Annotated in this window: 12 protein-coding genes; 10 read left to right on the top strand and 2 right to left on the bottom strand. The window is 42.6% G+C overall.

Annotated features, from left to right (window positions below):
• Positions 1–39: 39 nt before the first annotated feature.
• Complete coding sequence (gene katG, locus FXV77_RS10965) at positions 40–2,337, bottom strand: catalase/peroxidase HPI (RefSeq protein WP_148919280.1); 2,298 nt, start codon at positions 2,335–2,337, stop codon at positions 40–42.
• A 277-nt stretch (positions 2,338–2,614) separates the two neighbouring features.
• Between katG and rplK the strand changes: the two genes are divergently transcribed.
• From rplK to FXV77_RS10930, 7 genes are all read left to right on the top strand, one after another.
• Entirely contained in the window at positions 2,615–3,058 is a 444-nt protein-coding gene (gene rplK, locus FXV77_RS10960; RefSeq protein ID WP_105717079.1) for a 50S ribosomal protein L11, read from the top strand.
• Between the two features lie 22 nt (positions 3,059–3,080).
• On the top strand, positions 3,081–3,779 hold the full coding sequence (gene rplA / locus FXV77_RS10955) for a 50S ribosomal protein L1 (protein ID WP_148919279.1): 699 nt from the start codon (positions 3,081–3,083) through the stop codon (positions 3,777–3,779).
• 2 nt (positions 3,780–3,781) lie between these two features.
• Complete coding sequence (rplJ, locus tag FXV77_RS10950; RefSeq protein ID WP_148919278.1) at positions 3,782–4,300, top strand: 50S ribosomal protein L10; 519 nt, start codon at positions 3,782–3,784, stop codon at positions 4,298–4,300.
• A 76-nt stretch (positions 4,301–4,376) separates the two neighbouring features.
• Positions 4,377–4,754, top strand: a complete 378-nt coding sequence (rplL, locus tag FXV77_RS10945; protein WP_148919277.1) for a 50S ribosomal protein L7/L12 — start codon at positions 4,377–4,379, stop codon at positions 4,752–4,754.
• 162 nt (positions 4,755–4,916) lie between these two features.
• Complete coding sequence (gene rpoB, locus FXV77_RS10940; protein WP_148919276.1) at positions 4,917–8,726, top strand: DNA-directed RNA polymerase subunit beta; 3,810 nt, start codon at positions 4,917–4,919, stop codon at positions 8,724–8,726.
• Between the two features lie 66 nt (positions 8,727–8,792).
• Entirely contained in the window at positions 8,793–13,070 is a 4,278-nt protein-coding gene (gene rpoC / locus FXV77_RS10935; protein WP_148919275.1) for a DNA-directed RNA polymerase subunit beta', read from the top strand.
• An 88-nt stretch (positions 13,071–13,158) separates the two neighbouring features.
• Positions 13,159–14,394 carry a dicarboxylate/amino acid:cation symporter gene (locus FXV77_RS10930; protein WP_148919274.1) on the top strand — a complete coding sequence of 412 codons (1,236 nt, stop codon included), beginning with the start codon at positions 13,159–13,161 and terminating at the stop codon, positions 14,392–14,394.
• A 2-nt stretch (positions 14,395–14,396) separates the two neighbouring features.
• Here FXV77_RS10930 and FXV77_RS10925 read toward each other — a convergent pair whose 3' ends face one another.
• Positions 14,397–15,389, bottom strand: coding sequence for a sugar kinase (locus FXV77_RS10925; RefSeq protein WP_148919273.1), 993 nt, complete (start codon positions 15,387–15,389; stop codon positions 14,397–14,399).
• Between the two features lie 217 nt (positions 15,390–15,606).
• Here FXV77_RS10925 and FXV77_RS10920 point away from each other — a divergent pair, with 217 nt between their 5' ends.
• The 3 genes from FXV77_RS10920 (at position 15,607) to FXV77_RS10910 (ending at position 20,613) form a co-directional block, all read left to right on the top strand.
• On the top strand, positions 15,607–16,212 hold the full coding sequence (locus tag FXV77_RS10920) for an RNA polymerase sigma factor (RefSeq protein ID WP_148919272.1): 606 nt from the start codon (positions 15,607–15,609) through the stop codon (positions 16,210–16,212).
• A 131-nt stretch (positions 16,213–16,343) separates the two neighbouring features.
• The gene (locus FXV77_RS10915; RefSeq protein ID WP_148919271.1) at positions 16,344–17,423 is read left to right on the top strand and encodes a FecR family protein; all 1,080 of its coding nucleotides are present in this window, start codon (positions 16,344–16,346) and stop codon (positions 17,421–17,423) included.
• A gap of 97 nt (positions 17,424–17,520) precedes the next feature.
• The gene (locus FXV77_RS10910) at positions 17,521–20,613 is read left to right on the top strand and encodes a SusC/RagA family TonB-linked outer membrane protein (protein WP_148919270.1); all 3,093 of its coding nucleotides are present in this window, start codon (positions 17,521–17,523) and stop codon (positions 20,611–20,613) included.
• Positions 20,614–20,621: the final 8 nt, after the last annotated feature.

Raw genomic sequence — 20,621 nt, 5'->3', positions numbered from 1 at the left:
AAAGGGGTTAATCGGATAGCGATTAACCCCTTTTCTATTTTACTTTAAGTCAAACCGATCTAAGTGCATGACTTTATCCCAGGCGGCTACAAAATCGTGAACAAACTTGTGCTGCGCATCAGCACTTGCGTATACTTCGGCAACCGCTCTTAGTTCAGCATTGGAGCCGAATACCAAATCGGCCCGGGTAGCTGTCCATTTCAGGTCATTGCTGCTTCGGTCATAACCTTCATATATTTCTTTCTCGTCAGATTGAGCTTTCCATTGTGTGTGCATATCCAACAGATTGATAAAGAAGTCATTAGTGAGCACTGCTGGTCGTGTTGTAAACACACCGTGTTTAGAGCCGTCATAATTCGTATCTAATACACGTAGCCCGCCAATAAGGACAGTTAGTTCTGGAGCAGTTAGTGTCAATAGTTGTGCTTTGTCAATTAAGAAGGCTTCCGTAGGAGTTGCATACTTGGTTTTTACGTAGTTGCGGAATCCGTCTGCTTTCGGCTCAAGATACGCGAACGATTCTGCATCTGTTTGCTCTTGTGTTGCATCCGTTCTCCCCGGAGAAAAAGGAACAGTGATGTTCACGCCGGCCGCCTGTGCAGCCTTTTCAACGGCCGCATTGCCGCCCAAAACGATTAGATCTGCAAGCGATACTTTTTTGTTGTCACTTTGTGTATTGTTAAATGCTGTCTGGATATTTTCTAATACATCCAATACCTTAGCTAGCTGTGCCGGGTTGTTTACTTCCCAGTCTCTTTGTGGAGCTAGACGGACACGGGCTCCGTTGGCACCACCGCGCTTGTCGCCACCGCGGAATGTAGAAGCGGACGCCCATGCAGTCGATACCAGTTCGGAAACGGTGAGACCGGAGCTTAGAATTTGGGATTTGAGTGTTGCGGTGTCATCTTCATGAATAAGTTCATGGTCGATTTCCGGAACAGGGTCTTGCCAGATAAGAATTTCTTCAGGCACTTCAGGGCCTAAATAACGAGATCTTGGTCCTAAATCACGGTGCGTCAACTTGAACCATGCACGTGCAAAAGCATCTGCAAACTGATCTGGATTTTCTAAAAACCGTCTAGCTATTTTCTCATATTCTGGATCAAAACGTAAGGCGAGGTCAGTTGTCAGCATAGATGGAACATGTTTTTTATTGGGATCATGCGCATCCGGTACTGTGTTGGCACCCATTCCATGTTTAGGTATCCATTGATGTGCACCTGCGGGGCTTTTCGTAAGTTCCCATTCGTATCCAAATAGATTCCATAGGAAGTTGTTCGTCCACCTAGTCGGCGAAGAAGTCCAGGTCACTTCCAGACCGCTAGTGATCGTGTCACCACCTTTGCCTGTACCATAGCTGTTGTGCCAACCGAGTCCCTGCGATTCTAAATCTGACGCTTCTGGCTCCGGTCCCACATTGTCCGCCGGAGCAGCGCCATGTGTTTTCCCAAAGGTATGTCCGCCCGCAATCAGTGCGACGGTTTCCTCGTCATTCATCGCCATCCGCTTGAAGGTGTCTCGAACGTCGTAGGCAGCGGCTATCGGATCCGGATTACCATCAGGTCCTTCGGGATTCACGTAGATAAGTCCCATCTGCACGGCTGCAAGCGGATTTTCTAAGTCGCGACTATGGATTTTCCCATCAGCATCGTCATCAGATACTAATACACCGTGATTTTCTTCTGCCCCCTCGGAACCACGTGCATAACGCGCATCACCACCTAACCAAGTCGTTTCCTTGCCCCAGTAAACATCCTCATCCACTTCCCATACGTCCTCACGTCCACCTGCGAATCCAAATGTTTTGAAGCCCATAGATTCTAAGGCAACGTTGCCCGTTAGGATTAACAAATCCGCCCAAGAAATTTTATTGCCATATTTCTGCTTAATAGGCCAAAGTAGTCTCCGCGCTTTATCCAAGCTTACATTATCCGGCCAGCTATTCAACGGGGCAAAACGTTGCTGTCCGCGACCACCACCGCCACGGCCGTCCTGTATACGGTAGGTGCCGGCACTGTGCCAGGCCATGCGGATGAAAAGTGGCCCGTAATGTCCAAAATCCGCCGGCCACCAGTCCTGGGAATCCGTCATAAGGGCTTGGATATCCTTTTTCAATCCTTCGTAATCTAAGCTTTTAAATGCTTCAGCATAATTGAATTCTTTATCCATTGGATTTGTTAATGACGAATGCTGTCGCAAAAGATTAAGCTTTAATCTATTCGGCCACCAATCATTGTTGCGGGTTCCGTCGCCTCCAATAGGAGCAACTTTCTCCTCCTTAGATTGTCCTCCATTGTGGAAAGGGCATTTGCCGATGTCGTTTGTGTTGTTCTCCATTTTCTCTATTTTTATTTATTTGTTTTCGGTTATACATAACACCCCGTTGGGTATATCCAAATATACGTTTAAAAGAAATTGGGTGTTTATTTATAATTTCAATGTCGTATTGGTTTTATTTATATTTTCTTTTTTGTCTTTTTTATTTCAAAACTTCTTATTATCTTTGCACCTCGTTTGGTTATATAGTTTTATTATAGCTTTCGAAAACAATAAATGTTACGTTATAATGCTTCCACCTTACTAACAAACATTTAACAATTAAATTCAAAACAAAATGGCAAAAGAAGTCAGTGCGTTAGTAAAATTACAAGTAAAGGGCGGTGCTGCGAATCCATCTCCTCCTGTAGGGCCTGCGTTGGGTGCTAAAGGGGTGAATATCATGGATTTCTGTAAGCAATTTAACGCTCGCACGCAAGACAAACCAGGTCAAGTACTGCCTGTTGTCATTACAGTTTACAGCGACAAATCATTTGATTTTATCATCAAGACTCCACCAGTAGCTGTTCAGTTAAAAGATGCAGCTAAACTGAAAAGTGGGTCGGGTGAACCTAACCGTAAAAAAGTGGCTTCCATTACTTGGGAGCAGGTTGAGGTTATCGCCAAAGATAAAATGCCTGATTTGAATGCATTTACTGTAGAGTCCGCTATGAAAATGGTGGCTGGAACAGCACGTAGTATGGGCATTACCGTTTCTGGTAGCGCTCCTTGGAACAATTAATTAACGAAATCAGTTTAAGAAAGTGGCTAGATTAACAAAAAATCAAAAAGCGGCACTATCCAAAATTGAAGCTGGTAAAGCGTATTCTTTACAAGAAGCAGCAGCTTTGGTTAAAGAGATTACTGCGACGAAATTTGATGCTTCTGTGGATATCGACGTTCGTTTAGGCGTGGATCCCCGTAAAGCAAACCAAATGGTTCGTGGTATCGCTACATTACCTCACGGAACTGGTAAGACCGTACGTGTTTTAGTATTGTGTACTCCTGATAAGGAAGAAGAAGCTAAGGCAGCAGGGGCGGATTACGTAGGTCTTGATGACTATATCAGCAAAATCGAAGGTGGTTGGACTGACGTTGATATCATTATTACTATGCCTAGCGTTATGGCTAAAGTGGGTAAATTAGGACGTATTTTAGGTCCTAGAAACTTGATGCCTAACCCTAAAACTGGAACAGTAACTACAGAAGTAGGTAAAGCTGTAACGGAAGTTAAAGGTGGTAAAATTGATTTCAAAGTCGACAAGACAGGTATCATCCATACTTCAGTGGGTAAAGCGTCGTTCGAGGCAGATAAGATTTATGACAATGCATTAGAAGTATTACAAACTATTGCGCGTCTTAAACCTTCCGCTGCTAAGGGAACATACTTTAGGAGTATTCATATCTCTTCAACCATGAGTCCTAGTATTCATGTGGAGACTAAATCAGTAGCAGGAATTTAATCATGAGAAAAGAAGAAAAACAAGCAATTGTTCAAGCTTTGGCCGAACAGATTAAATCTTACGGTAATTTCTATATTACTGACACTGCTGATTTAACTGTTGAAAAAGTAAATAACATTCGCCGCAAAGGTTACGAACAAGGTATAGCAATCCAGGTTGCTAAAAACTCGTTGATCGAGAAAGCCCTTGTTGAAGCGGGGATTGATTCAGAAGAATTGCGTAGTGTACTTAAAGGTGCTTCTACGTTGATGTTCTCTGAAATAGGAAATGCGCCAGCGAAATTGATCAAACAATTGCGTAAGGAAGGTGATAAGCCCGTGTTGAAAGCGGCTTACATCCAAGAGACTGCTTTTGTTGGTGATGATCAGTTGAATGCTTTAGTTTCTCTTAAATCTAAGGAAGAACTTATCGCAGACGTTATCGCATTACTTCAATCTCCTGCAAAGAATGTTATTTCCGCACTTCAATCAGGTGGGAATACAATTTCAGGTTTGGTAAAAGCTTTAGAAGAAAGAGGTTAACGAACACCTCCTATAGAATGTTCGTGTATTTTTAATTAACAATTTTTATTAAGTACATTCAAAAATTCAAAATAAAATGGCAGATTTAAAACAACTTGCTGAACAGTTGGTTAACTTAACAGTAAAAGAAGTTAAAGAATTAGCTGATATCCTAAAAGACGAGTATGGTATCGAGCCTGCTGCTGCAGCTGTTGCAGTTGCTGGTCCTGCTGCTGGTGGCGATGCTCCTGCTGCTGAAGAGAAAACTTCATTTGACGTTATCTTGAAAGAAGCTGGTGGTCAAAAATTAGCAGTCGTTAAGTTGGTTAAAGACTTAGCTGGTTTAGGATTAAAAGAAGCTAAAGATTTAGTGGACGGTGCTCCTAAGGAATTGAAAACTGGTGTTTCAAAAGACGAAGCTGAAGCTTTGAAAAAACAATTAGAAGAAGCTGGAGCTGTTGTTGAGATCAAGTAATCTCACTATAAAAAGCACCTTAAAGGTTTAGACTCTGTCATTATATTGACAGAGTCTATTCCTGTTTATATTATTACATGTATCAAATGGATGCTGACATTTGATATAAATATGATTACAGCATAGTTGGCTCAGTTTTTTTAAACTAAAATACTTATTCCCTTGGCAAACAATAATATTCAAAACGAAAGAGTAAATTTTGCTATAAGTAAGAAGGTGATCGATTATCCGGATTTCTTAAATGTGCAATTGCAATCTTTCAAGGAGTTTTTTCAACTGGAAACTACTTCTGACAACCGCCATCAGGAAGGGCTGTTCAAGGTTTTCTCGGAAAACTTCCCTATTTCTGATTCAAGAAACATCTTCGTGCTCGAGTTTTTGGATTATTTCATCGATCCACCTCGTTACGATATACAAGAGTGTATCGAACGTGGATTGACTTATAGTGTCCCGCTCAAGGCAAAGTTAAAGTTATCTTGTAATGATGAAGAACATGAGGATTTCGAAACCATTGTACAGGATGTATATTTGGGTACGATTCCTTACATGACGCCGAAAGGTACCTTTGTTATCAATGGTGCTGAGCGTGTCATCGTGTCCCAGTTGCACCGTTCTCCTGGTGTGTTCTTTGGTCAGAGTAGACACACAAATGGTACGAAACTTTATTCTGCAAGGGTAATTCCTTTTAAAGGATCTTGGATCGAATTTGCAACGGACGTAAACAACGTGATGTATGCTTATATCGACCGTAAAAAGAAATTCCCAGTTACTACTTTGTTACGCGCGATCGGCTACGATTCCGACAAGGATATCCTTGAGCTATTTGATCTTGCAGATGAGGTTAAAGTAAGTAAATCTGGTCTTAAAAAATATGTTGGCCGTCGTTTGGCGGCTAGGGTATTGAAAAAATGGATAGAAGATTTCGTGGATGAGGATACGGGTGAAGTCGTATCTATTGACCGTAATGAAATCATCTTAGAACGTGAAACTGTTTTAGAGGAAGATCACATTGAAATGATCATCGATGCGGGGGTAAAATCTATTATCCTTGCTAGAGAAGATGGCGTAAATAATGCGGACTACTCGATTATATATAACACTTTACAGAAAGATACCTCAAACTCTGAAAAAGAGGCTGTAGAACACATCTATCGTCAGCTGCGTAACGCAGAACCGCCAGATGAGGAAACAGCACGTGGTATCATTGATCGTTTGTTCTTCTCGGATAAACGTTATGATTTAGGGGATGTAGGACGTTACCGCATCAACCGTAAATTGGGAATGGATACAGCGGACGATACAAAAGTATTGACACGCGAGGATATTATTGCCATCGTGAAGTATCTCATTAATTTGATTAACTCCAAAGCGGAAGTGGATGATATTGATCACCTATCCAATCGTCGTGTACGTACGGTAGGTGAGCAGTTGTATGCTCAATTTGGAGTTGGCCTTTCCCGTATGGCACGCACCATTCGCGAGCGGATGAATATTCGAGATAACGAAGTGTTTACGCCAACAGACTTGATTAACGCACGTACATTGTCGTCTGTTATCAACTCTTTCTTTGGTACGAACCAGTTGTCTCAATTTATGGACCAAACCAACCCATTAGCGGAGATTACGCACAAGCGTCGTTTATCAGCTTTAGGACCTGGTGGTCTATCGCGTGAACGTGCAGGTTTCGAAGTACGTGACGTTCACTATACACACTATGGTCGTTTGTGTACGATTGAAACCCCAGAAGGTCCGAACATCGGTTTGATTTCTTCTTTGGCTGTACACGCGAAAATCAACAACTTAGGTTTTATTGAGACCCCTTACCGCCAAGTTAGAGATGGTAAAGTCGTGGTTGATGAACCCGTAGTATACTTGTCAGCAGAAGATGAAGATGATAAAACGATTGCGCAGGCAAATGCACAATATGATGATCAAGGTAACTTTGAAGATCCTAAAGTAAAAGCGAGATACGAAGGTGACTTCCCGATTATCGAGCCGGAGAAATTGGATTATATGGACGTTGCACCAAACCAGATTACGTCGATCGCCGCCTCATTGATTCCATTCTTGGAGCATGATGATGCAAACCGTGCGTTGATGGGATCGAACATGCAACGTCAAGCTGTTCCATTATTGAAACCACAGGCACCTATCGTAGGTACCGGTCTAGAGGCTCGCGTAGCATCTGACTCGCGTACGTTGATCAATGCCGAAGGCGAAGGAGTGGTTGAATATGTCGATGCAAACGAGATTAAAATTCGTTACGAGCGTACAGATAGTGATCGGTTGGTATCATTTGATAATGATGTAAAGACATATACACTTACAAAATTCAAGAAAACCAATCAGAATACCTGTATCAACTTGAAGCCGATCGTTACTAAAGGTCAGAAAGTAAACAAAGGTCAGGTGTTGTGTGAAGGTTATGCAACAGAAAATGGGGAATTGGCACTTGGTCGTAACTTAAAAGTTGCATTCATGCCTTGGCAGGGATATAACTTTGAGGATGCGATCGTAATCTCCGAACGTGTTGTATCGGAAGACTTGTTCACTTCTCTGCATATTGAGGAGTTTGAATTAGAGGTTCGTGATACGAAACGAGGTGAAGAGGAATTGACATCCGATATCCCGAATGTTTCGGAAGAAGCAACGAAAGATTTGGATGAAAATGGTATTATCCGTGTTGGTGCTGAGGTTAATGGGGGTGATATCTTAATTGGTAAAATCACACCTAAAGGCGAATCTGACCCTTCACCGGAAGAGAAGTTATTACGTGCTATCTTTGGAGATAAAGCTGGTGATGTGAAAGACGCTTCATTGAAAGCATCACCTTCTTTGAAAGGTGTGGTTATCGATACGAAGCTATTCTCCCGTGCGAAAAAAATGTCTAAAGAAGCGGAAAGAAAAGCATTAGACAAATTAGAAGTTGCACACGATAAAGCAGTAAAAATACTGAAAGATCGTTTGGTAGAGAAATTGTTCACTGTTGTGAATGGCAAAACCAGCCAAGGGGTATATAATGTGTATAAAGAATTGCTCGTACCAAAAGGAGCTAAATTCACACAGAAAATCTTAATGGATTTGGATTATGCGCATATTAATCCAACGGGATGGACGACGGATGAAGATAAGAACGAGTTGATCAAGTTAGCCCTTCACTTTTATAACATCAAGATCAATGAAGAACTTGGTGCTTTCAAAAGAGAGAAGTTCGCTATTTCTGTCGGAGACGAATTACCATCCGGTATCGTTCAAATGGCGAAAGTTTACGTGGCTAAGAAACGTAAATTGAAAGTGGGAGATAAGATGGCAGGGCGCCACGGTAACAAAGGTATCGTTGCCCGTATCGTTCGTGATGAGGATATGCCATTCTTAGAAGACGGTACGCCAGTAGACATCGTGTTGAATCCATTAGGGGTACCTTCACGGATGAACTTAGGACAGATTTACGAAACTGTTCTGGGGTGGGCTGGTCAAAAACTCGGAACCAAGTTTGCAACGCCAATCTTTGACGGAGCAGAAATGGATGAGGTGGAAGAGTGGATCGCTAAAGCTAAATTACCAATGTCGGGTAGAACTTACCTATACAATGGTTTGACAGGCGAGCGTTTTGACCAACCGACTACGGTGGGTGTTATCTACATGTTGAAATTAGGACACATGGTAGATGATAAAATGCACGCGCGTTCTATCGGACCGTACTCGTTGATTACACAACAACCATTAGGTGGTAAAGCACAATTTGGTGGTCAGCGTTTTGGTGAGATGGAGGTATGGGCATTGGAAGCATTTGGTGCGTCAAATATCCTACAAGAGATCTTAACCGTGAAATCAGATGATGTCGTTGGCCGGGCGAAAACTTACGAGGCTATCGTGAAAGGTAACAACCTTCCAACACCATCCGTACCGGAATCGTTCAACGTATTGGTACATGAATTACGTGGTTTAGGATTAGATATCACATTGGATTAATAAAATTTAGACCTATCTGTTTTTTAACGTGATAGGTCTTACATACATCTTTAAGTTATACAACGTATGTCTTATAAAAAAGATAATAAAATTAAAAGTAACTTCACATCGATCACGATCAGCTTGGCTTCTCCAGAAACGATTTTGGAGCGTTCTAGCGGTGAGGTTACGAAGCCAGAAACGATCAACTATCGTACCTACAAACCTGAGCGTGATGGTTTATTCTGTGAGCGTATTTTTGGTCCGGTAAAGGACTACGAATGTCACTGTGGTAAATACAAACGTATTCGTTATAAGGGTATCGTATGTGACCGTTGTGGTGTGGAAGTAACGGAGAAAAAAGTACGTCGTGAACGCATGGGACACATCAATTTGGTTGTTCCTGTAGCACACATTTGGTATTTCCGCTCTCTTCCTAATAAAATTGGTTATTTGTTGGGGCTTCCCACCAAGAAATTGGATATGATCATCTATTACGAAAGATATGTGGTTATTCAACCGGGTATCAAAGAAGAAGATGGTATTTCCTATATGGATTTCTTGACGGAGGAAGAGTATCTGGATATTTTGGATACCTTACCAAAAGAAAACCAATATTTGGATGATACCGACCCTCAGAAATTCATTGCTAAGATGGGCGCTGAGGCGATGGAGGAACTTTTAAAACGTATTGACTTAGACCAATTATCGTACGATTTACGTCACCAAGCTGCTAATGAAACTTCGCAACAACGTAAAAATGAAGCGTTGAAACGTCTTCATGTCGTAGAAGCTTTCCGTGGCGCGAACACCCGGATTGAAAACCGTCCGGAATGGATGATCGTGAAAATTGTTCCGATTATTCCACCGGAATTACGCCCATTGGTACCGTTGGACGGTGGACGCTTTGCGACGTCTGATTTGAACGACTTATATCGTCGTGTGATCATCCGTAACAACCGTCTAAAACGTTTGATTGAAATCAAAGCGCCGGAAGTAATCTTACGTAATGAAAAACGTATGCTTCAAGAGGCAGTAGACTCTTTGTTCGATAACTCGCGTAAAGTGAATGCTGTGAAAACGGAAGGTAACCGCGCATTGAAATCGTTATCTGATATTTTGAAAGGTAAACAAGGACGTTTCCGTCAAAACTTATTGGGTAAGCGTGTCGATTACTCGGCTCGTTCGGTAATTGTCGTTGGTCCGCACTTGAAATTACATGAGTGTGGTCTTCCTAAAGATATGGCTGCGGAACTTTATAAACCATTCATCATTCGCAAGATGATTGAAAGAGGTATTGTAAAGACGGTTAAATCGGCGAAAAAAATCGTTGACCGCAAGGATCCAGTCGTATGGGATATTCTAGAAAATGTATTGAAAGGACACCCTGTATTGCTTAACCGTGCACCTACACTTCACCGTTTGGGTATCCAAGCTTTCCAACCTACGTTGGTAGAGGGTAAAGCGATCCAATTACACCCCTTAGTGTGTACAGCGTTCAACGCCGATTTTGACGGTGACCAGATGGCGGTTCACTTACCTTTAGGTAACGCGGCGATCTTGGAAGCCCAAATCTTGATGTTGGCATCGCACAACATTCTTAACCCGGCAAACGGATCTCCCGTAACGGTACCATCTCAAGATATGGTATTGGGTCTTTATTATATTACAAAAGGCCGGAAGTCTACAGAGGATCATAAAGTAAGAGGTGAAGGAATGACATTTTATTCGCCAGAAGAGGTTATTATTGCCTTGAATGAGAACAAAGTTGACTTGCACGCTTTTATTAAAGTAAAAACGAGAAACAGAAATAAAGAAGGTCAAATTGTTGAAGGTATCATTGAAACTACGGTTGGTCGGGTTATTTTTAACCAGATCGTACCTGAGGAAACGGGATATGTCAACGAACTTTTGACAAAGAAATCATTGCGTAATATCATTGGTGACATTGTGAAGACTACGGGTATGGCTCGGGCAGCACAATTCCTGGATGATATGAAAGAGTTAGGATTCCAAACAGCCTTCAAAGGTGGTTTGTCATTCAACTTGCAAGATTTGAATATCCCTGCTGCGAAAGCTGATTTGATTGAGCAAGCGACGAATGAAGTTGAAGAAGTAATGAACAATTATAACATGGGTTTCATTACCAACAACGAACGCTACAATCAGATTATCGATATCTGGACACGTATCAACAATAGATTAACGGCATACGTGATGGATATTCTTTCGAACGATAACCAAGGATTTAACTCTGTTTATATGATGTTGGATTCTGGTGCCCGCGGTTCTAAAGAACAGATTCGTCAGTTGTGCGGTATGCGTGGTCTGATGGCGAAACCACAGAAGTCTGGTACATCGGGAGGTGAGATTATCGAGAACCCAATTCTATCAAACTTTAAAGAAGGTCTATCGGTATTGGAATACTTTATCTCTACCCACGGTGCGCGTAAAGGTCTTGCCGATACGGCGTTGAAAACAGCCGATGCGGGTTACTTGACTCGTCGTCTGCACGACGTTGCGCAAGATATGATCGTGGTGGAAGAAGATTGTAATACGCTGCGTGGTCTATACAAGACTGCACTTAAAGAAAACGATGATATCGTAGAGCCATTGTACGATCGTATCCTGGGACGTACACCGTTGAATGATGTGTACCATCCGGAAACCGGAGAGTTGATCGCTGCGGCAAACGAAGATATTACCGAAGATATAGCAACAGCGATTGAAGAAGCTGGTATCGAAGGTGTTGAGATTCGTTCCGTATTAACTTGTGAGGCTAAACGTGGCGTCTGTGCCGCTTGTTATGGACGGAACCTTGCTTCCGGTAAGCGTGTTCAAATGGGTGAAGCTGTAGGGGTTATCGCAGCACAGTCTGTAGGTGAGCCTGGTACACAGCTGACACTTCGTACATTCCACGTCGGTGGTACAGCGTCGAATATTGCGGCAGAATCTAGTATCGTTGCAAAATACGATGGTAAGATCGAGTTTGAAAATGTTCGCTCCGTAGCCAAAGAAGGTGAAGAAGGACCTTACCAAATAGCTATCGGTCGTTCTGGAGAGCTTCGTATCGTAAGTGATGATAGAAAAGTACTATATACCCAGATTATTCCTTACGGTGCTAATGTATACGTGAATGAAGGCGATAAGGTAGAAAAAGGGAAAGTGTTGGCAGACTGGGATCCGTATAACGCGGTAATCATCTCTGAATTCCCAGGTAAAATTGAGTTCGAAGCTATTATTGAAGGGGTTACTTTCCGTGATGAATCGGATGAACAAACCGGGCACAAAGAGAAAGTTATTATCGAGACACGTGATAAAACGAAAAACCCGACGATTAAGATTACGGATTTAGCGGGTGATGTATTGCGTTCGTATAACATTCCTGTAGGAGCTCACGTTTCGGTATTGGACGGTAAAAAAATAAAAGAAGGTACGATCTTAGCGAAGATTCCTCGTGCTACAGGTAAAACACGCGATATTACGGGAGGTCTTCCTCGTGTAACCGAGTTGTTCGAAGCACGTAATCCTTCTAACCCGGCCGTTGTTACGGAGATTGATGGTGTTGTTACGCTAGGTGGTGTGAAACGTGGTAATCGTGAGATTTCGATTGAATCCAGAGATGGACAGATCAAGAAATACTTAGTGCCACTTTCTAAGCATATCCTGGTACAGGATAATGACTTTGTAAAAGCAGGTATGCCACTGTCAGATGGTTCTATCTCCCCAGCGGATATTCTTTCCATCAAAGGTCCTGCAGCGGTTCAAGAATATATCGTAAACGGTATCCAAGAGGTTTACCGCCTGCAAGGGGTGAAAATCAACGATAAACACTTCGAAACCATCGTTCACCAGATGATGCAGAAAGTGAATATCGAGGATCCAGGTGATACACGCTTCTTGGAAAAAGAGGCTGCTAATAAATGGGACTTCATGGAAGAAAACGACTCGTTGTTTGATAAGAAAGTTGTCGTTGATGCGGGAGATTCGAAGGAATTGAAAGCTGGTCAAATTGTGACCATGCGTAAACTTCGTGAAGAAAACTCGAGCTTACGTCGTCAAGATTTGAAAACAGTAGAGGTTCGTGATGCTATTCCAGCAACTTCAAGCCCATTATTGCAAGGTATTACCCGTGCGTCATTAGGTACGAAGTCGTTCATTTCGGCTGCGTCTTTCCAGGAAACGACAAAAGTCTTGAACGAAGCTGCTATCGCAGGTAAACGTGACGACTTGTTAGGTTTGAAAGAAAACGTAATTGTAGGTCACTTAATTCCATCAGGAACTGGTTTACGTGAGTATAGCAATATTATTGTTGGTTCGCGTGAAGAATACGATCAACTATTGGCTTCTAAAGAAGAAGACTAGTTTTTGATTGTATCGTAATATAAATACAGCGAAATCCCGGACTAAAAAGGTTCGGGATTTTTTTTATTTTAGTACAGCGAAACTTGTGATGAATAAGATACTAACAAACTACAGCAGCATTATACTTCTTCTCGTTGGTATTACTTGTGGAAGCCTGATTGGTTTATTGCTGCCGGATATCGTGCCGGTTATTAAGCCGCTGGGCGATATTTTTCTCCATCTGCTGTTTGTGTCTGTTATTCCGCTTTTGTTTTTTGCGATAGCTTCGTCGATAGCAAATATTGGACAGCATAACAAATTAGGGCGCATATTATCTGTAATGATTGCTGTTTTCGTGCTGACGATCATCATCGCTGCCATACTCACGATCATGGTTTTATGGTTGTTTCCGGTCACGGCATCGCAAGATGCATCCACCTTATCAATGGCTTTACCCGATAGTCCGACAATAAGTTGGGGGGATAGAATCGTGCAGTTTTTGACCGTAGAGGAATTCGCCCATTTGCTCTCCCGGCAGCATATCCTAGCCTTTATCCTGTTTTCTTTTTTAATCGGTATCGCTGTGCGCAGGAGCGGTGATGTGGCAAAGCCTTTTCTGCAATTTCTGATCGCCGGAAATGAAGTCATGAAAAATATGTTGAATATCCTCATGAGGGCGGCACCTCTAGGTTTAGGGGCTTACTTTGCCTATCAAGTACAGACACTAGGTCCGGAATTATTTGGTTTTTATGCGAAACCACTTGGTTTTTACTACATTTTCGGAACAGTTTTCTTCTTTGTCGTTTTTTCCTGCTATGCTTTTGCAGCGCATGGTCGGCGAGGGGTAAAGGTCTTCTGGAAATATAACATTACACCATCCCTTACGGCATTGAGTACCTGCAGCAGCCTGGCTACGTTACCTTCCAACCTCCTTGCCGCCAAAAGCATGGGTATCCCGGATGCTGTCGCGAATGTCGTGGTTACGTTAGGCAATACTTTGTACAAAAATGGTTCTGCCATATCTTCCATTCTCAAAATATATGTTGCCTTTGCTATTTTGGGCTGGAATTTTTTTGAACCGATGACGATGGTCACAGCGGTCGGTATCACGATATTGGTCAGTATGGTTGCTGGCGGTATTCCTAATGGGGGATTTATCGGCGAGATGCTGATGATATCGGTATATGGTATTCCGAATGAAGCGGTTCCGGCGGTCATGATTATCGGTGCGCTGGTTGACCCGCTGGCTACGGTACTGAATGCTACTGGCGATACTGTTGCCGCAATGCTGGTCGCACGGTTCTCTCCTCCGGAGGAGAGAACCGCAGTTTCCTCTAAATACTGATTTTACTTTATTTTCCCGTCCCCAAAATCACCCTTTACAAATAGCTTCTGGTAGCCGGCACCTGTTGCAGTGTTGATAACCTCCTGCGGTGTCATGTTGTTGACCAAGGCATGAATGTATCCCCCCATAAACGCATCTCCGCTTCCGATACGGTCAATGACCTCGAACGTTTCCATAATATCAGAACTGACGTGCTCCGTAGGTGTATGGTATGTTCCGTAAAACAGGTTGTGATTCGGGTTATCCATAAAGCGAAAGGTATAAGCGACGTGTTTACATTTTGGATATCTCTGAAAAATTTCTTTAGCAGATTTTTCTGCAGCAGCTAGATATGTGGCTTGCGGTGTATTTCTATCAAAAGATTCGTCAACAGTGGTACCTAGCATTTTATTTGCAGCCCAGATATTGCCCATAACAACATCGCAATGAGCCGCGAGTTGAGGCATAATATCTACGGGTTCTTTACCATATTGCCATAAGCGGTTCCTGTAATTCAAGTCGACAGAGATGGTGATATTTCGGTTGGAAGCTTCTTGAAGTAACACCAACATAAGATCTGCCATGTTTTGGTTAAGGGCTGGCGTAAGTGCTGTCCAGTGCAGCCAGGATACTCCGTCAAATAGTTTGTCGACATCAATATCGGCAACAGTCAATTGACTGAAACTGGAATACTTTCTATCGTAGATTACTTCTCCTTTAGAAAGGCCATTGGCCGACATCAGGATATACGAGCCTAACCGGTCGCCAATGCGGAGCGCTTTCGTCGTGTCAACTTGAAGGTCTTCTAAAATGTTCAAAATTTCATCTGATAGCGCATTTTGTGGGAATGCACTACAATACGCGACGTTATTGTCCATTTGTGCTAACGAAGCTGCCACATTGGCTTCCGAGCCACCAGGGAAAATCTCTAAACGATTGTTGTTTTTATCAAAGAATGTGTTCCCAAGACTTTGCTGTCTGATCAATATCTCCCCAAAGGATAATACAAGGTTCATGAATGTTCTATTTTGGAGGTTAAATTAGCGTTTTTTTTTAAACTTTATAGTGTTGTTTACGAAATCGTTGCCATTTCATCACGATACCCAATAGCTAGGCACTAGTCAAAATTCATAATTTCATAACATCGTTTTGGGGTGAAGCGTAAAGGCTTTTAAATACTTTTGTGACTATTGTTGGATTTTGTACATTTGTTTAGTACACCTGTTAACTTTTATGATGCGTTCAAAGCTGTCTGATGAAAAACTAGTCAGTACCCTTAACAAAGGGTCCGTAGAAGCATTTCGTTCGCTATACGATCGATACAACAGGCCGGTCTATGCCAATGTTCTGAAAATGGTAAGACAGCCAGAATATGCGGAGGATATTCTGCAGGAAGTGTTTGTTGCTTTGTGGGAACATCGATCCACGATCAAATCGAACCAATCGGTCGGCGGATGGTTATTTGTCGTAAGTTTTAATAAAGCGACAACTTTCTTGAAAAGGAAGTTGAAAGAATCGCTTGATTATGTAGAAGAATATACCGATTATGAACATATCTTGCCGGAGGAAACTGTCAATGAAGAAGAATACCTCGCGCAGTGGACGATTGTTGAAGAAGCGGTCAATGCGCTTCCCTCCCGAAAAAAGGAAGTATTCAAACTTTGTCGTTTTGAAGGAAAGGCAAAGGAGGAGGTCGCTTCCATGATGGGGATATCCACGGTCTCTGTAAAGGATTATCTAAAACAATCCAACCGTGCCATTAAAGATTATATCACACTTAAATACCCACATCTTTATACTGCAATCGTGATAACCAGCGTCTTTTCAGATAAAATTTAATTTTCTTTCTTAAAAACTATCCCCTTTTTTGCGAATCGGAGTATTTATTGTATAGAGCCGGATATACCTTGCTCCTTAATACGGAAATGTATCCCTAAACCGGAAACGTGTGTATTTAAGAATAGAGATCCATGGATAGAATAACATATTTGATAGAAAAATTTTGGCAAGGAAAAGCTACTGAAAAGGAGAGAAAGGAGATGCTTCGGTATCTGGAACAGCACAATCCCGAATGGAGAGCTCATATGGAGCAGGCGTTTTTGGCAGAAGAGCCTTCCGAGAATGACCTGAAAGTTGAACGTGCTGCACAGATTTTTACCGAAATAAAATCGGTTGCAGGTATTGACGAAGAAGTACATCTTCCACTTATACACCGTATCCGACCTTTGGTGCGGATTGCCGTCGCAGCAGTAGTATTGGTACTCTTTGGTTGGGGAATCTCCATGTATCTAAAGAATAATGAGCCGTCACATACGATGGTCTCTACGATAGTTTCGATGCCAGACACGATCGTACATAAAAATATGGATCAAGAAGATCTTATTGTTTTATTGGAAGACGGCTCTAAGGCATCGTTGACATCGGGGAGTTCTATTACTTATGTGTCCCATTTTGATGTAAATAAACGTGATGTTTTTCTGGAAGGGGAAGCGACGTTTGAAGTGGCAAAAGATACATTAAGACCATTTTCCGTTTGGGCAGAAGGATATTCTACGACGGCATTGGGAACGACGTTTTCTGTCAGTGCTCATCATGCAGAAATGTTTAAAGTGAATCTATTTTCGGGAAAAGTTGTTGTACGTTCTTCCCGCAACAGTTCGGTAACCCTGTCGGATGTCTATTTGGAACCGGGAGAAGAACTTCGTGTTAATCCGTTCAGTGGGCTTTGGGCAGTTTCCGGCCGGACTTCGCCGTCTATGTCGGTTGCTAAAAAGAAAGTGCGACCCGAGAAGAGGGAGAAGGCACCGACAGATGCAGAAAGCGATCTATTGGTGTTTGATAAGACCTCTCTGGGTGAAGTCTTTCGTCGTGTTGCGCGAAAATATGATGTACGCGTAGACCTATCCGGTGTTGATGTGGGTCAGTTGTCATTTACAGGTGATTTTCAGCCTACAGATTCCCTACATGTGGTGGTAGATATTATATGTAATATGAATGATTTGATTTATCATAAAGAGGAACGTACGATTCGGATAGAGAAAAATAACTAATAAACGATGATATGAATAAAAAATGTGAATCGGCCCGAGAGGGTCGGAAGGAACCGTTTTGTCCAATTTTTAATGTTGAAAAAATGAAATAGATATTATGAAGCAAAAGAACAAATTATTATGTGTGATGAAGGAATATGCGGTCATGCTATTGTTAATGGTGCCTTTGATATCTTTCGCTCAACAATCTACTGTCATCCGGGGAACGGTAGTAGACAGCAGAGGGAAACCGTTGGCGGGAGTTACAGTAGAAGCTGTGGATGATGTCCAGAACAGACGTTTTCAGGCTTCTGCCAACGATAAGGGAATCTTTTCCCTAACAGGTTTGACGGCCGGTAAATCTTACGATGTGGCATTCAACAGGCTCGGATATGAACGATATGTCGAACGCGGTTTTTTGGTTCGGGCAGGTGATAACAATTCCTTGCTTGTTCGTATGTCAGAAGTTAGTGAAAAGGTAGAAGAAGTTGTGGTCGTCGGGTACGGAACACAGCGAAGAGCGCTTGTAACAAGTGCCATTAGTAAAATGAATGTAGATGAATCTACGATGCGTCCTGTAAATAGCCCTGCTCAATTGTTGGATGGTCGAATCGCTGGGGTTTCTACGGCAACAGGATCGGGCAACTTGGGAAGTGGGGAACGGGTCAGTATCCGGGGGATATCTTCGTTAAGTGCAAGCAATGAGCCGTTATATGTCATTGATGGTGTGCCGATCACCAATTCAAACAGTAACCTGTACGACTTTGGCGAATCCATGAGCTCATTAGCAACATTGAATATAGCAGATATTGAATCCATAGAGATATTGAAAGATGCCGCTTCAGCAGCCATCTACGGCTCCAGGGGAACCAATGGGGTGGTTGTGATTACGACCCGGTCTGGAAAAGAAGGGCGTGCGGATATACGTCTCAATGTGAATGGCGGTATGACACAATTCCCTTATTTGAATAAAATTAAAATGGCGGATTCCGAACTGTATGTAAAAAGTATGAATGAAGGGATTGCCAATTACAATGAACAGTACGGGCTACAGATCGGTAACTCCGGATACAAATTACCTATTTCTAACCCATTTGGCAACCTACCTGACACGGATTGGATGGATGTTATTACGCAAACAGGTTCTTTTTTTACAGTAGATGCAGCGGTTTCGGGCGGAACACAGAAGATGAAAAACTACTTCGCCGCAGCGTATACCACACAGGAGGGCGTTATCAAGACCAACTCCATGGACAAAATCAACCTGCGGGGGAAGATGAGTTATGAAGTAGCACCTTGGTTGGAAATTGGAACGAATAATTCAGCGAATTATGTGCGGAATAATCAAATTCCCGGAGCTTCTCTTGGAACGACTATTATAGGTCGATCTATACAACAGCGTCCGTTTGACAGACCTTACAAACCAAATGGTGATTATTACGTTGGCGGTACGAACGAGCTGGTATATCACAATCCGATGCAGATCCTTAACGAGCAAACAGTATATATCGAAGATTTACGCTATTTGGGGAATTTCTATACCACATTGAAATGGAAAGATAAGCTATCTTGGAAATCGTCGTTTAATGCGGATGTGACACAGACCTACGACCATACCTATTACAACGAGAACCATCCTTATGGGATGGGAGTGGGAAGATTGTTGGACCGTAACAGGTTGATTAGAAACTATTTGTTTGAGAATGTTTTGACTTACAATGATAAGTTTGGTGATTTTTCGCTGAATGCTATTGCGGGGCATTCTTTCCAGAAAATTGATACGCGTACCACCTATATCGATGCCCGAGGATTTCCTTCTCCATCTTTCGTCGTAGCGAGTGCCGCTGCAGAGACGATATCTTCTTCCGGACGTGGTATTTATACCCTGGAATCTTATTTTGGTCGCGCGACGCTTTCGTACTTGGATCGTTATATATTGACAGGTACGCTGCGAACCGACGGGTCTTCTCGTTTTCATCGAGACAATCGCTGGGGCTGGTTTCCGTCGATATCTGCGGGCTGGAATATTTCGGAAGAGGAATTTATGCAGGGAAGTGGTACAGATCTTAAGTTCAGAATGAGCTACGGTCGTACCGGTAATCAAGACGGCTTAGGCAGCTACGTTTACCAAGCCTTAATGCAGGGTGGGTATAATTATCTTGGTAACAGCGGTATTGCCGTCAATACTTTTGGAAACGAAACATTGACATGGGAGAAGGCCGGACAGTATGATGTCGGGTTTGATCTCGGACTGTTGAACGGTAAAGTAAACGTCATGGTCGATTGGTATCAGAAGAATACAACCGATCTGATCTACTCTATGCCAGTACATGCGACGACAGGTGTCACTTCCATTACTTCCAATATTGGTTCAATGCGAAATCGCGGTGCTGAATTCACGCTCAACACGCATTTTAATTTCGGTCAGTTCCAATGGCTGTCCCAATTTAATATTGCAACGAACAAAAATAAGATCACCTCGCTTATTGGGGATGACGAACCGATCAGTATCGGGGGTAATAGGGCATTGCAGGTCGGCAAAGAGATCGGTGCGTACTACCTGTTCAAAATGGAAGGAATCTATCAATATGATGGAGAGGTCCCAAAATCGCAATACGATATTGGCATACGGGCCGGCGATGTCAAGTGGCAGGATTTGGATGGCAATGGTCTTATCAATGACAACGATCGAGTGGTCATGGGATCATCTAACCCGGATTTCTCCGGGGGATGGAATAATACCTTCCGGTATAAAGGATTTTCCTTAGATGTGTTTTTGTCTTATGTCTATGGCAATGATGTCTTTGCACAATGGCAGGGCGAGGTGGCGCGATTAGGCCATAATAGCGCAGTTATGGCAGAACATGCTGAAAATCGATGGACTGGCCCAGGTTCTACGAATAAATATCCACGCGCATTAAACGGCGACATTAATAATACACGTAACTCCGACCGTTGGTTGGAAGACGGGTCTTTTATACGGTTGAGAACGCTTATGTTAAGCTATAATTTTCCAACACCTACATTGAACAAATATCACATCAAAGGCTTGCGGACTTTCCTCCAAGCAGACAATCTGTTTCTGATTAGTAATTATCCGGGATGGGATCCACAGGTTAGCAACAATATGGACCCACGTTTCTTTAGTGTAGATACGTTTAATGTACCCCAACCTCGAACATTTACGGTAGGACTCAATGCAAACTTTTAAAGATGAAA

Origin of the sequence: Sphingobacterium phlebotomi (genome assembly GCF_008180195.1) — a bacterium.
In the GTDB taxonomy this organism is placed as follows: domain Bacteria; phylum Bacteroidota; class Bacteroidia; order Sphingobacteriales; family Sphingobacteriaceae; genus Sphingobacterium; species Sphingobacterium phlebotomi.
Note: the sequence above shows the minus strand (reverse complement) of the source record. Positions and strands in the feature narration are given on the sequence as shown.

Coding starts and splice junctions, on each gene's coding strand:
- FXV77_RS10915 (WP_148919271.1), top strand. CDS start 16,344: ATGGATAGAATAACATATTTGATAGAAAAATTTTGGCAAGGAAAAGCT.
- FXV77_RS10910 (WP_148919270.1), top strand. CDS start 17,521: ATGAAGCAAAAGAACAAATTATTATGTGTGATGAAGGAATATGCGGTC.
- rpoC (WP_148919275.1), top strand. CDS start 8,793: ATGTCTTATAAAAAAGATAATAAAATTAAAAGTAACTTCACATCGATC.
- rplJ (WP_148919278.1), top strand. CDS start 3,782: ATGAGAAAAGAAGAAAAACAAGCAATTGTTCAAGCTTTGGCCGAACAG.
- rplK (WP_105717079.1), top strand. CDS start 2,615: ATGGCAAAAGAAGTCAGTGCGTTAGTAAAATTACAAGTAAAGGGCGGT.
- FXV77_RS10930 (WP_148919274.1), top strand. CDS start 13,159: ATGAATAAGATACTAACAAACTACAGCAGCATTATACTTCTTCTCGTT.
- rplL (WP_148919277.1), top strand. CDS start 4,377: ATGGCAGATTTAAAACAACTTGCTGAACAGTTGGTTAACTTAACAGTA.
- FXV77_RS10925 (WP_148919273.1), bottom strand. CDS start 15,389: ATGAACCTTGTATTATCCTTTGGGGAGATATTGATCAGACAGCAAAGT.
- FXV77_RS10920 (WP_148919272.1), top strand. CDS start 15,607: ATGATGCGTTCAAAGCTGTCTGATGAAAAACTAGTCAGTACCCTTAAC.
- katG (WP_148919280.1), bottom strand. CDS start 2,337: ATGGAGAACAACACAAACGACATCGGCAAATGCCCTTTCCACAATGGA.